Consider the following 12802-nt stretch of genomic DNA (forward strand, 5'->3'; position numbering starts at 1 on the left):
TCCTCACTTCTTCAGCAGCGGACATTTGGATTCGGAGACCGGGCGGAAGGCGTCTTCACCCTTCACGGTCTTGACGATGTCCAGATAGTCCCACGGCTCCTTCGATTGCTCGGGCGTCTTCACCTTGGCGAGATACATGTCCCGGATGACCCGGCCGTCCTCGCGCAACTTGCCGCCATGGACGAAGATATCCTCGATCGGCAGCTCGCGCATCTTCGTCATCACCTTGGCGGACTCGTCGGTGCCGGCGGCCTTGATGGCCTTCAAATAGTGCAGAACCGCGCCGTAGACGCCGGTCTGGATCATGGTCGGCATCACCTTGGTGCGCTCGTAGAACTTCTTGGACCAGGCACGCGTGGCCTCGTCCATGGCCCAGTAGGAGGCCGTGGTCATGTAGGTGCCCTGGGCGGCCTTCAAGCCGATCGCGTGCACGTCGGTGTCGAACATCAGGAGGCCGACCAGCTTCTGGCCGCCCTGAACCAGGCCGAACTCGCCGGACTGCTTGATCGCGTTGTCGGTGTCCTGGCCGGCATTGGCGAAGGCGACGACGTCGGACCTGGAGCTCTGCGCCTGGAGCGCGAAGGAGGAGAAGTCCGCGGTGTTGGTCGGATGCTTGACGCCACCGAGCACCTTGCCGCCCATCTCGTTGACGAAGCGCGTGGCGTCCTTCTCGAGCTGCTGGCCGAAGGCGTAATCGGCCGTGATGAAGTACCAGGACTTGCCGCCTTCCTTGATCACGGCGGACGCCGTCACCTTGGACAGCGCATAGGTGTCGTAGGTGAAGTGCACGGTGTTCGGGCTGCACAGCTCGTCCGTCAGCGAGCTGGCGCCGGCGCCGGAGAGCAGGGCGATCTTGCCCCGCTCGCGCACCATGTTGTGCACGGCGATCGCGATGCCGGAATTGGGGATGTCGACGACGGCGTCGACCTTGCCGTTGTCGAACCAGCCGCGCACGATCTGCACGCCGACATCGGTCTTCATCTGATGGTCGGCGCCGATAATCTCGATCGGCTTGCCGAGCACGGTCGGCCCGAACTCCTCCACCGCCATCCTGGCGGCCTCGACCGAGCCCGGCCCTGAATTGTCGCGACCCCAGCTCGACAGATCCGTCAGCACGCCGATCCGCACCGCATCGTCGGAGACTTGCGCGGTCGCCGCTGTGGTCACGGCAGCCGAAGTCATGGCCGCGAGCATGGCGCAGGCCAGAAGCCCTCTCATCGTTGTTTCCTCTCTTTTATTGGCCGCATGGCGCGGTCGATCGCTCTGGCGGTAAATTAGATATAGACGAACAAGTTTGTCAATAACGAATAGCGCCACGAACTCGGTGGCCGAGGATGGGAAGAACCGCCTCAACACCGGTCATTGCGAGCGAAGCGAAGCAATCCAGAATCCCTGTGCGGAACCGGTCTGGATTGCCTCGTCGCAAGGGCTCCTCGCAATGACGGGGCTGACAGTGGGTGGCTTCATGAGGAGCCCGAGCTCGGTGGCCGACGATCGGCCCCTTGAAACGCATTTCCGGTTTTCTAAGTCGTTTTTCGCCGCGAGAGCGGTGTGCCGGATGCCAGATCGGGTCCGGTACGGGCGCCGGGCCGGTCTTCGGATCCCGTCCGAGACCCTGTCCTGCGCTCCTTCGTATCCATCTTGCTCTCAGGAGGACTTGGTTATGAGGACCAGTTTCGACTTCGCGCCCCTGTGGCGTTCCACCATCGGCTTCGATCACCTGGCCGACCTCGTCGACAGCACGCTGCGTCAGGCGACCGAGGACAATTATCCCCCCTACAACATCGAACGCTCCGGCGAGGACCATTACCGGATCAGCCTTGCGGTGGCGGGCTTCGGCGCCAGCGACATCACGGTGACGGCCGAACAGAACGCGCTCACGATTGAGGGCAGGAAGCCCGAGACCGCCGCGCGGGAATATCTGTACCAGGGCATCGCCGCGCGGCCGTTCCGGCGTGTGTTCAACCTTGCCGACTATGTCCAGGTGAAGCAGGCCTCGTTCCAGGACGGGCTGTTGATCATCGATCTCGTCCGCGAGGTTCCGGAAGCGATGAAGCCGCGCCGGATTCCGATCTCGGGTGCCGCGCCTGCGGCGTCGCAGATCGAGCAGAAGAAAGCGGCTTAAAGTCTCGAGCAAGCGAGACGGCGGAGCGCGGCGCGCGATTTGTGGGCCGCGCTTCCCCGATGCATGGAGGCGAGAACCATGGGTTTTCGTGATCTCATTCCCTGGTCAGGCAAACAGGAGCTTGCGCCTGGGCGCGACAATTTCGATCCCTTCCTGACGCTTCATCGCGAGATGAACCGTCTGTTCGACGACGTCTTCCGTGGCTTCGGCGGGGGCAGCCTGTCGCCGCTGATGGAAGGCCGCTTCGGCTGGCCGAAGGTCGAGCTCAACGAGACCGACAAGACGCTGACCGTCTCGGCCGAGCTTCCCGGCCTCACCGAGAAGGACGTCCAGGTCGAGATTGCCAATGGCGTGCTGACGCTCCGCGGCGAGAAGAAGGCGGAGCGCAACGGCGAAGGCAAATACTTCACCGAGCGCTATTACGGCGCCTTCGAACGTCAGATCCCGCTCGACGGTGTCGAGGAGGACAAGGCTGAGGCGTCGTTCAAGAACGGCGTCCTGACCGTGTCGCTGCCGAAATCTGAGAAGGCGCGTGAAGGCGTCAAGCGCATTGCGATCAACACGCAGTAAGTGAAAGCGGACGGCGGCGGTTGCCGCCGCCGTCTCATCGTCAACAAGCCCGTCCCTTGGAAAGGAGCATGAGGGGAGGTCCAGAAATGACCAACGTCAATACCAACACCGGCACTCTCAATCCGCTGTTTCATCCCGCGGCCCATTACGACTCGCCTGCCGACGTTCTGAACGCGACCGAGCTCTCCCCGCCGGAGAAGCGCATCATCCTGTCGTCCTGGGCGTCCGACATGTACGCAGTCGAATCCTGTCCCGCCTTGCGCGAGATCCCCGGGATGAGCCATACGGTCCGGCTCGCCGACATCCTGGCTTGCCTGCGCAAGCTCGACGGCGACAACGACAATGACGATCCGCCGCGCGGCGGCGGCGTGCCGATGCGGCTGCGGCGGCCCTGGGCCGCCGCAGAGGGGGCAAGCCCATGATGCTCACGCAGACCGTTCTGGGACTCGTGCTGCTCGGTCAGGCCTCGGCGGCCTTCGCCGCTCCGTTCCTGGCCATGCAAGGCTGGATCGTCGCGTCACGCGACGCGTGAAGCCACTCCACTCTCCGATCTCCATACAAGGCGGCAGGAAAAAAGATGAATGCTGTGCGTCCGCTCTTGCTGGCGATGCTGGTGCTGACGCTCGCGGCGTCACAGCCTGCTGCCGGCCAGATCCCCGACATGAAAACCGGCGGCCCGGTGCCGACCCTGGCGCCGCTGGTGCGCCGGGTGACACCCGCCGTGGTCAACATTTCCGTGCACGGCCGCGTCCGCGAGGACAACCCGCTTTATCGCGATCCGCTGTTCCGCGAATTCTTCGACGTTCCCCGGCAGATCGAAAAGGAGGTCAACGCGACCGGCTCCGGCGTGATCGTCGATGCCGAGCGCGGTTATGTGCTGACCAACAACCACGTGGTTGAAGGCACAACCGCCGTCCAGATCACGACCAAGGACGGCCGGCAGTTTTCCGCCAAGGTCGTCGGGCGCGATCCGCCGACCGACGTTGCCGTGCTCCAGATCCAGAACCCGGCGGGCCTCAAGGCACTTCCCTTCGGCGACAGCGATGCGCTCGACGTCGGCGATTTTGTGCTTGCGATCGGCAATCCTTTCGGCCTCGGCCAGACCGTGACATCCGGCCTCGTCAGCGCGCTGGGCCGCACCGGTCTCGGCAAGCAGGGCTATGAGGATTTCATCCAGACCGATGCTGCGATCAACCCAGGCAATTCCGGCGGCGCGCTGGTGAGCCTGCGCGGCGAGCTGGTCGGTATCAACTCGGCGATTATCTCGCCCGCCGGCGGCAATGTCGGCATCGGCTTCGCCATTCCGGTCAACATGGCACGCAAGGTGATGGAGCAGATCATCGTGAGCGGCCGCGTCGAGCGCGGTCGCATCGGCGTCTCGTTGAAGGATCTGCATCCGTCAATCAACAAGGGACTGAATCAAGGCGCCGTCGTCGCCGAGATCGCTGCGGACTCGCCGGCAGAGAGGGCCGGCCTGCGCAAGGGCGATATCGTGACCGCAGCCGACGAGCGTCCGATCCGCACCGCCGCCCAGCTCCGCAACACGATCGGCCTCGCACGCGTCGGGGAGGAGGTGAGGCTCACTCTGTTGCGCAACGGGGCGCCGCTGACCGCTACGGTGCGCGTGGCGCCGTCGAACCAATCGAGCAGTGCGCTTGCAGGCCCCAATCGTCTCGTTCGCTAAAGCGTGATGCGATGAGGCTTGTGCCGCGATGACGGAGGTGCACTCCCTCTCCCGCTTGCGGGAGAGGGCTGGGGAGAGGGTCTCTCCTCAATGGGACAATCCCCAAGCGGAGAAAGCCCTCTCCCGGCGCGCGGGACGATGCTTCGCATCGCCCGGACGCGCCGACCTCTCCCGCAAGCGGGAGAGGTGAACGACCCTGCGGCCGCTGCCGATAGAGCTCGCGCTCATGCTCGGTCTTGGCGCTTGCAAGCAGAAGCTCGTAATGGCCGATCACCTTCTCGCTGCCGCGAATGAGCAGCTCCCGCTGCCGGTTCATCGCGCCACCCCCATCGCCTCGGCCGACACTGCGGGGGCTCGGAAGCCGACGGGGAAAGTCGCGGCGGTCAGCGCATCGAGCGCCGACTTCTCTTCTGCCAGGCGTCTCTCGACGAAATTGCGCTCCAGCTGCGACAGCCTCGTCTTCAGCAGCCGCCGATAGCGATGGATGTTGTTGCGGTGCGCACGTATGCGGGCCAGATTCTCATCGAGCATCGTCGTCTCTCCAGACGGTCGCCTTGGATCCTTTGAATTTTTCGAGGGTGAGAAAGTGCTTTCTCGCCGAAAAAATATTCGGCGCGATACCGGTGTCAAGATGTTCCGGCACGCCGGAGAATGTCGGTCTCGTCGTCAAGAGCGACGTGCTGCGGTGCAAGCTCGAAGGCTTGCCGGACATGTCGATCAAGATCGTGTAGCTGTCACGCCGCCGCCGCAACCGTCGGTTGGCGGCGGCAGCCCCGCGACGGCGGGTTCCGCCGGTCGATTGCCTTTTGTTGGCCGGCAAGCGAACCTCGTGCGGCCATATTTGAGCAGGAGTGGTTTCCCGTGAGGGAGGCGCTCCGATGACCAAAGCTCTGATCACTGCTGTCGCAATGCTGGCCTGTGTGCCCGTGAGCGCGGTTGCGCAGGAGCGCGCCGGCGATGCGGCGCTCGGCGCGGTATCCGGCGCGGTCGTGCTGGGCCCGGTCGGGGCGGTCGCCGGAGCCTTGATCGGTTACACGGCCGGACCGTCGATCGCCCGCTCCTGGGGCATGAGAGGGTCGCACTCGGCAGGACATCGGCCGCCGCCGCGCCGCGCGGCCGCGAGCCCAACGCGCACGCGCCAGGCCATGGAGGCCAATGGCCAGATGAGAGCTGCCGCCAATCCGGCTCCGCCGCCGGTTCAAGCCGCGCCCGCCGCGCCGGCGCAGACCTCGACGCCGCCCGTTCAGGGCTTCGACTGAGACCGCTTCCTCAAGCCCATGCCTTCGGTTGAGCCGCTCGACCCGGCGGGCTTGCGCCCGACCTAGGACCGGCCCAGGATCTTCCTCGCGGCGCGAAGATGCGGCTTGTCGATCATCTGGCCGTCGAGCCGGAGCGTGCCGGAATTGGGATTGCTGGCAAACGCCGCGATCACCCTCTCGGCCCAGGTCCGTTCGGCGTCCGTCGGCGCAAACGCCGCATTGACGATATCGACATGCTTGGGATGGATCAGCGCCTTCGCCGAAAAACCGTCGCGCCGCGCCGCGCGCGTCTCCTGCTCGAGGCCGGCGAGGTTGTCGATGTCGGTATAGACGGTGTCGATCGGCGCGACCTCGGCCGCGGCCGCCGCCATCAGGCATAGATCCCGCGCGAGGCGATAGGGGCTGTGGAACACGCCGCCCGACGCTTTCTCGGTGGCGCCGAGCGACGCCGAGAGGTCTTCCGCGCCCCACATCAGGCCGGCGAGGCGGGGGGAGCAGCCCTTGTAACTGCCGAGGCCGAAGATCGAGCCGGCGGTCTCCGTCGCGACGCAGACGATGCGCGTCGCGCCGATCGCGATGCCGGCCGCTGCTTCCAGTGCTTCGAGCCAGGTCGCGACCTGCCGCACGTCGTCGCCCCCCTGCGATTTCGGCAGCACGATGCCGTCGGGCCTGCCCGGCAGCACTGCCGCGAGGTCGGCCAGCGTCATGCCGGTGTCGAGCGCGTTGACGCGGACATAGATCTGGTGCGGGCCGGAACGGCTCTTGAGCATCTGAAGCGTCAGGGTGCGCGCCTGCTGCTTCTTCTCGGTGACGACGGAATCCTCGAGGTCGATGATCAGCGCGTCGGCCTTGCCCTCGCTTGCCTTCTCGAACTTGCGCGGGGAATCGCCCGGCACGAACAGCATCGAACGCATCAGACCGGCCTCTTGTGCATCATCGCCATGCGGCGGCATTTGCCGACGATCTCGTCGTTCTGGTTCAAGGCATGGTGCTCGAACTCGACGATGCCCGCCCTTGGGCGCGATTTGGATTCCCTCAACGAAAGCACCTTTGTCGTCGCCCGCAAGGTGTCGCCATGGAAGACCGGTTTGGGAAACGTGACGTCGGTCATGCCGAGATTGGCGACGGTTGTACCCAAGGTCGTATCATAGACCGTCATGCCGATCATGATGCCGAGGGTGTAAAGGCTGTTGAAAATGCGCTGGCCGAACTCGGTCTTTTCGGCGAAATGCGCGTCGATATGCAGCGGCTGCGGGTTGAGCGTCAGCAGGCTGAACATGGTGTTGTCCATCTCCGTGACGGTTCGCGTCAGCGGATGCCTGAACTCCTGGCCCACGGAAAAGTCCTCGAAATAAAGCCCGGCCATCGCGGTTTCCTCCATGCGAAATAACGGCGGCGCTCTTGGCGTCACGCCGCATGAGCCTATGCATGGTAGACACAGTCGATAGACAAATTCACGTATCTGCACCCGGGATTTCGAGCTAAAGAACGCAGGCGAGGGCACGTCGGGCGCAGCAAGCCGCCACGGCCTTTGCGTGGGGAACGCGACGAGACGGGAGATGGCGCGGTCGCGGCTCCCAAGAAGGAGACCAAGACCATGGATTTCGCGCTCACCGATCAGCAGGAAGCCATTCGCGATGCCATCGCCAAGATCTGCGAAGGCTTTCCGGATGCCTATTGGCTGAAGAAGGACCACGACGGCGGCTTCCCGCACGACTTCCACAAGGCCTTAGCGGACGCCGGCTGGCTCGGCATCTGCGTGCCGGAAGCCTACGGCGGCTCGGGGCTCGGCATCACCGAAGCTGCGATCATGATGCGCACCATTGCGGAATCGGGCGCCGGCATGTCCGGGGCATCCGCCGTGCACATCAACGTGTTCGGGCTCAACCCCGTGGTGGTGTTCGGCACCGAGGAGCAGCGCAAGCGCATGCTGCCGCCGATGGTCGAGGGCCGCGAGAAGGCGTGCTTCGCCGTCACCGAGCCCAACACCGGCCTCAACACCACGCAGCTCAAGACCCGCGCGGTCGCCAAGAACGACCGCTACATCGTCAACGGCCAGAAGGTGTGGATCTCGACCGCGCAGGTCGCGCACAAGATCCTGCTGCTCGCACGTACCACGCCGCTGGAGGAAGTGCGCTCGCCGACCCACGGTCTCAGCCTGTTCTACACCGATTTCGACCGCAACAGGATCAAAGTCCACGAGATCGAGAAGATGGGCCGCAAGGTCGTCGATTCCAACGAGCTGTTCTTCGAGGATTTCGAGATCCCGATGGAAGACCGTATCGGCGAGGAAGGCAAAGGCTTCGAGTACATCCTCGAGGGCATGAACCCGGAGCGTATCCTGATCGCGGCGGAGGCGGTTGGCCTCGGCAAGCTGGCGCTGTCGCGCGCGACCGAATACGCCAAGACGCGCGTCGTGTTCAACCGTCCGATCGGCAAGAACCAGGGGATCCAGCATCCGCTCGCGGTGAACTGGGTCGAGCTCGAGGCGGCCTGGCTGATGGTGATGTCGGCGGCCTGGCAGTACGACAAGGGCATGCCGTGCGGTGCCGCGGCCAACGCCGCAAAGTATCTCGCGGGCGAGGCCGGCTTCTCGGCCTGCGAGCAGGCCGTGATGACCCATGGCGGCTTCGGCTATGCCAAGGAATTCCACGTCGAGCGGTACTTGCGAGAAGTCCTGATCCCGCGCATCGCGCCGGTCAGCCCGCAGCTCGCGCTCAGCTTCATCGCCGAAAAGGTGCTGGGGCTCGCCAAATCGTACTAGCTTTAACTCAGTTCATCATCGCCGCCGTTGGACGCTGGCACTCGCTGGATCCGATGACCCCCGGAAGATCCGTCGCCCCGCCCGCGATCATGTGCGACATGCCCCAGAACAGGTAGGCGAGGCGGGAGAACACCATCCGCTCGCGCTCGGCAGGAACGGTGCCGTCAGGGATCGTGACGGTTTCCAGCCCGACCACCTTCTTGAAATCCGGCCAGATCGTCATCGACTGCGCGATCACGGAGTAGCAGCGCGGATCGTCATCGCTCTCGTCGGGCGCCGGCGGCAGGCCCGGATATTGCGTCGGCGTGGCGTAGAATTTGTAGGCACCATAGCCGAGCTCGAGCAGGAACTTCTCGGGCACGGCGACATCGGCGGCAAAGGACACCAGCCGCGCCCCGCTCAGCACGTTCGGGTCGAGCGCGCTGAGGTCCGATGCGCTGAGCGCCGAGCAGAAGGCGAGGTCGCGGTTGTGCTCGCGGAGCAGATTGGCCAGCGGCTGCTGCTGTTGCACGGTGTCGGTGAGCAGGATGATGGTCTTGAGCATCTTGAGGGTCCCTTAGGAGAAACGCCGGCGGGCGGTCATGACCGCATCGTCGGACGCGTGTGCGGCGAAGAAGTCGTTGGCGATACGCTGCCCCGGTGCGATCTCCAGGATGCGGTATCGCGCCAAGCCAGCGGCTTCTCGCGCGGCACCGACGTCGTCCTGCCAGGCGCAGAGTGACAGCTCCAGCCGGCCGTATCCGCCGCAATCGGCGGCATAGGCGCCGGTTACGGCCTCGACGGTTGCGGCCACCGCGGCCGCGTCGCTGGCCGAGATATCGCGCAGGATCACGGCGATGCCGCCCCCGGTCTCGGCCTTCGAGGTCATCACCATGAAGGCGTCGCGGGCACCGGTGCGGCCGGCGCGGCGAGCCGCGCGCGCGATGCCAGCAAAGCCGGGATCGGGACCGAGCTCCAGCGTCGTCGTCTGACGGTCATGCAGGATCGTGGCGCGCGAGGCCCCGAGATCGCCTTGCAATGCGTGATAGGATCGCGGCAACCACACGGTATCGAGCGGCACCTGCGACGATGTCAGGCTCCAGGCCTGATCCAGCAAATAGCCTTCCCAGATCGCGGGATAGGCGGCCGCAAGCTGTTGCCAGGCGCGAAGCAGCCGTTCCGCGCGCGCGGAGCGGCCGAGATAGAGCGTGCGCGCCGACATCTCCCAGCGATTCCACTTGTGCAAGGCGACGTCGCAGCCGAGGAAGGAGGGCAGCAGCGGCGCCTCGCGCATGGTCGCACCGGCATCGACGAACAGCAGCGGTTCGCGATATGTGTTCCACATCCGCGTCATGAACTCCGCCTTCTCGAAGCAGAGCAGGCGGTCATCCAACTGGGTGTCGATCGGTTCGATATGACAATCGAGCTGGAGGCGTTCGAGCGAATGTCGGAGGCGGAGGGACGCCGTCTCGTCGCCGCCGCGCGGATGGCAGGAGACGATCCGCGGCCGGAGCGTGGAGGCGTCGGCGGCGGCGAGGAATCGCGACCAGCCGATGCCGCCCCACCACATCTCGTGCGGGCCGTCGGCGCCGCAGGGGCCGACGGTGCCGAACTCGGTCAGCTTGGATTTGAGGAAATCGAAGCCGGGGTTCTCGCTTCTGGGAATGACGACGGCACAGGCAGGATTGAGCGAACGGTAGAACAGCTCGGCCGCAGCGCCGCTCAGTGGCTCCTCGAGAATAATGACGCCGTTGTGCCGCCCGTGCGGGACGCCATCGAGCGTCGGCGCACCATACTGGCCGACCAGCCAGCCCAGGCGGTCGCGCTGGGCCCGGCCGAGCTTGATGCCACCCGATTGCAGCACCTGATCAAGATTCGCCTGCGTCGCGTCCCGCAATTCCCTGCCCCATCGTAAGCCCTGGGACTTCAACGGACGGAGCGGGGAGATCAGGCGCACTATTTGGGGCCGGCCCCGAGCGCGGTGATCGCGACGGAGTAAACCGCGATCTCCTGCGTCATCGGGCCGACCGGGATCAGCAGGCAGCCGTCTTCAGTCTCGGCGCGATAGTGGCTGCCACTCCACTGAACGCCGGCGTAGACCAGCCCGTCGGTCGCGATGGCGACAACCTCCTGGCTCTCGGCGGCGCCACGAACGTCGTCGCCCCGCTGCATGGTCACGCCGTGAAGCAAGCCCTCGGGCGCAAATTTCGCCAGCGGCACTGCGATCATGGTGATGGCCATGCCGCGCGACAGCGGGATGCGCAGACGCAGCTCGCCGAGACCGGTGCGGTGAACGGTCACTGCCTCCAGCGCTGCACCGCCGTCGGCGCGGAACAGTCCGACCTGAACCGGGCCCGAGGCCCGTTCCTCAAAGACGTCAGCAGGCAAGCGGTTGGCGCCGAACAGCACGTAGAGATAATTGTAGGATGGCGACAGGCCGGCGAAACTGCCGGCGAGCCACATTGGCGGCGCCGCCGCCGTGCAGGCTGCCGAGAGGCCGCGGGCGGTGATCTGGTTGCGCACGAACGGCCCGTCGAGCAGCGGCGCGAGCGCGTGGGTGCCGAGATTGACGTCGTGCTTCAACGTGCCGAGCAGCGCAAGCTCGTCATCGTCAGGCAGCAGCAGAAGCCGAGCCAGCGTCGCCGCGCACCAGCGCGCCGCGACGTCGGGGGCGGCATAGGGATCGAGGTCGTAGTCGCGCGCGACGCCGTCCGCACGGCCTGCGAAAGCCAGCGCGCCGGCCTGGATCTCCGCGGCTAGCGCCACCTGCTCCGGAGCACGCGGATTGATTTCGCGCAGCACCGCGCCGCCGTCGTAATCGCGCACCGAACCGTCCGCTGAGCAGCAGATCTGCTCCAGCAACGCGACATTGCGGATCAGCATGCGCTTGACATGAGGCGTGACGACGAGGTCGGAGATCAAGCCCGCCGCGCTGTCCTGCCCGGCAAGGTCGTCGAAGGCGTCGTCGAGCGAGATCAGATAGGCGCCGTGGAGTCGGATCGCGATGCCTTCGAGGTCGAAGATTCGGCGCAGCGCCTTCTGCACGCTGCCCGAATAGCCGAGATCGGCGAGGACGAGGTCGGTGCAGTCGTCGAAGCCTGGGATGGTCTGGCGGAGATAGGCCAGCAGCCGGGCGCGCAAGCCCGCGGCAAGTGCGACGATCTCGGCCGGATCGATTAGTCCGGGAAGCGCCTCGGCCAGCTCCTGGCCGGAGGCAATCCCGTCGGGAAAGCCGGCAAAGAATGCGGCGACTCTCGCCGGCATGATCTTCACCATGTCGTGGAAGGTCGGCGCGTCGATCTTGAGCACCTTGCCGAGCAGATCGACGAGCGGCTGCATCGTATCGGCCGAGGCGATCAGGCTGACGCGACGGTTGATCTCGAGATAGGCCGATGTGGTGTCATGCAGCTGCTGCCGGATCCGGTGCGACAGAAAACCGTCGCGGCCGAGAAAGCCCAGCGCGACCTTGCGGCCGGGACCTGCAACCTCCTCGCAGCGCCGCGTCACGAAGGCGTCGAACGCGGCCATCAACGGGCCGAGCACGGTCAGGCCGAGGTGGAAGGCTTGCGACCCCTCCGGGCTGCGCGCGGCGGCCATGCGCCGCAGCGTTCGCGCACCATGATCGAGACGCGATGGCGCGCCGGTGCACAGCAGCTCGAACAGTGCCGTCTCGCGCTGAAACTTCGAGGCGAGCTGCGCGGTTGCCTGCGGATAATAGCGGGGATGAATGCCGTGGCGCCTCGCCCCCTTGATGTCGGCCTTCTCGTTGTCGCCGACGTGAAAGGAGGCGCCGGCCTCGATGCCCTGCTCGGAGAGGTAGGTGGCGAACAAGGCTTCGCTCTTGCCGCTGCCATGGTCGCAGGACGCATAGAGGAAGTCCCAGGTGAGGCCGGGACGGCAGGCACGCAGCAGCCGGGCCAGCCGGCCGGAGTCCCAATAGGTGTCCGAGATGAATCCGACGCGATGGCCCGCGCGCTTCATGTCCAGATATTGCCCGACCATGTCCGGGTTGGCGCGGCAAAGCTCGACCTCGGCGCCGAACTCGGCTTCGACCAGATCGTTCAGGTCGGCTCGCGACAGGCCGAACAGCTTGAATGGAAAATAGGAATAGATCTCCTCGATGCGTACTTCGCCCGCACCGCGCTTCTCCTTCGCGGTTCGGCGCGCGCGCGATTCGGCCTGGATGCGATGTTGAATGAAACTCGCTGAAACATTAGGACTTGATCGTGAAATGCCGGATAGCTCGTAAGTCCTTTCAAACACGCCATCCGGCGTCGTGCACGCGCGCAGCAGAAATGTATCGAAAACATCGAACGACCAAGCAGAAACAATTTGCGCGCGGCGCTCCGCGCCGGCCAATGCGATCTTCATGCTGGAATTCCCCGCCCATCACGTGATTAACGGGCGCATGCGTCGAGTCA

At 65.2% G+C, this 12802-nt stretch carries 13 protein-coding genes and 1 pseudogene; 7 read left to right on the forward strand and 7 right to left on the reverse strand.

The features are described 5' to 3' along the window. Positions 1 to 3: 3 nt before the first annotated feature. Complete coding sequence (locus D6B98_RS00945; protein ID WP_126255083.1) at positions 4 to 1218, reverse strand: ABC transporter substrate-binding protein; 1215 nt, start codon at positions 1216 to 1218, stop codon at positions 4 to 6. Positions 1219 to 1663: 445 nt separating this feature from the next. Between D6B98_RS00945 and D6B98_RS00950 the strand changes: the two genes are divergently transcribed. The 4 genes from D6B98_RS00950 (at position 1664) to D6B98_RS00965 (ending at position 4379) form a co-directional block, all read left to right on the forward strand. Then, positions 1664 to 2125 carry an Hsp20 family protein gene (locus D6B98_RS00950; RefSeq protein ID WP_028138237.1) on the forward strand — a complete coding sequence of 154 codons (462 nt, stop codon included), beginning with the start codon at positions 1664 to 1666 and terminating at the stop codon, positions 2123 to 2125. A 78-nt stretch (positions 2126 to 2203) separates the two neighbouring features. After that, positions 2204 to 2695 carry an Hsp20/alpha crystallin family protein gene (locus tag D6B98_RS00955; RefSeq protein ID WP_126255084.1) on the forward strand — a complete coding sequence of 164 codons (492 nt, stop codon included), beginning with the start codon at positions 2204 to 2206 and terminating at the stop codon, positions 2693 to 2695. An 86-nt stretch (positions 2696 to 2781) separates the two neighbouring features. Next, on the forward strand, positions 2782 to 3117 hold the full coding sequence (locus D6B98_RS00960; protein WP_126255085.1) for a hypothetical protein: 336 nt from the start codon (positions 2782 to 2784) through the stop codon (positions 3115 to 3117). Positions 3118 to 3272: 155 nt separating this feature from the next. Next, positions 3273 to 4379: a trypsin-like peptidase domain-containing protein gene (locus tag D6B98_RS00965; RefSeq protein WP_126255086.1), complete on the forward strand. Its 1107-nt coding sequence runs from the start codon at positions 3273 to 3275 to the stop codon at positions 4377 to 4379. A 312-nt stretch (positions 4380 to 4691) separates the two neighbouring features. Here D6B98_RS00965 and D6B98_RS00975 read toward each other — a convergent pair whose 3' ends face one another. Further along, positions 4692 to 4910, reverse strand: coding sequence for a hypothetical protein (locus D6B98_RS00975; protein WP_126255088.1), 219 nt, complete (start codon positions 4908 to 4910; stop codon positions 4692 to 4694). A 104-nt stretch (positions 4911 to 5014) separates the two neighbouring features. Here D6B98_RS00975 and D6B98_RS40735 point away from each other — a divergent pair. Next, positions 5015 to 5110: pseudogene (locus D6B98_RS40735) on the forward strand (fumarylacetoacetate hydrolase family protein); the annotation flags it as partial. A 147-nt stretch (positions 5111 to 5257) separates the two neighbouring features. Beyond that, positions 5258 to 5638: a hypothetical protein gene (locus D6B98_RS00985; RefSeq protein ID WP_164718305.1), complete on the forward strand. Its 381-nt coding sequence runs from the start codon at positions 5258 to 5260 to the stop codon at positions 5636 to 5638. Between the two features lie 62 nt (positions 5639 to 5700). Here D6B98_RS00985 and D6B98_RS00990 read toward each other — a convergent pair whose 3' ends face one another. Both D6B98_RS00990 and D6B98_RS00995 read right to left on the reverse strand, forming a co-directional pair. Next, entirely contained in the window at positions 5701 to 6552 is an 852-nt protein-coding gene (locus D6B98_RS00990) for an HpcH/HpaI aldolase/citrate lyase family protein (RefSeq protein ID WP_164718306.1), read from the reverse strand. Next, the gene (locus tag D6B98_RS00995; RefSeq protein WP_126255091.1) at positions 6552 to 7004 is read right to left on the reverse strand and encodes a MaoC family dehydratase; all 453 of its coding nucleotides are present in this window, start codon (positions 7002 to 7004) and stop codon (positions 6552 to 6554) included. Before D6B98_RS00995 ends, D6B98_RS00990 begins: the two co-directional genes overlap by 1 nt. A 231-nt stretch (positions 7005 to 7235) precedes the next feature. Between D6B98_RS00995 and D6B98_RS01000 the strand changes: the two genes are divergently transcribed. After that, positions 7236 to 8402 (forward strand): acyl-CoA dehydrogenase family protein, encoded by a 1167-nt coding sequence (locus D6B98_RS01000; protein ID WP_126255092.1) that lies wholly within the window; start codon positions 7236 to 7238, stop codon positions 8400 to 8402. Positions 8403 to 8409: 7 nt separating this feature from the next. Here the strand turns inward: D6B98_RS01000 and D6B98_RS01005 are convergent, their stop codons facing one another. Genes D6B98_RS01005 through D6B98_RS01015 form a run of 3 tightly spaced genes read right to left on the reverse strand, consistent with a single transcriptional unit; the run spans position 8410 to position 12752 of the window. After that, positions 8410 to 8946 carry a hypothetical protein gene (locus D6B98_RS01005; RefSeq protein WP_126255093.1) on the reverse strand — a complete coding sequence of 179 codons (537 nt, stop codon included), beginning with the start codon at positions 8944 to 8946 and terminating at the stop codon, positions 8410 to 8412. Between the two features lie 12 nt (positions 8947 to 8958). Further along, positions 8959 to 10278, reverse strand: a complete 1320-nt coding sequence (locus D6B98_RS01010; RefSeq protein ID WP_126255094.1) for a hypothetical protein — start codon at positions 10276 to 10278, stop codon at positions 8959 to 8961. 59 nt (positions 10279 to 10337) lie between these two features. Beyond that, complete coding sequence (locus tag D6B98_RS01015; protein ID WP_126255095.1) at positions 10338 to 12752, reverse strand: hypothetical protein; 2415 nt, start codon at positions 12750 to 12752, stop codon at positions 10338 to 10340. Positions 12753 to 12802 lie beyond the last annotated feature (50 nt).

The organism is Bradyrhizobium sp. LVM 105 (assembly GCF_003957705.1).
Classification (GTDB): Bacteria; Pseudomonadota; Alphaproteobacteria; order Rhizobiales; family Xanthobacteraceae; genus Bradyrhizobium; species Bradyrhizobium frederickii.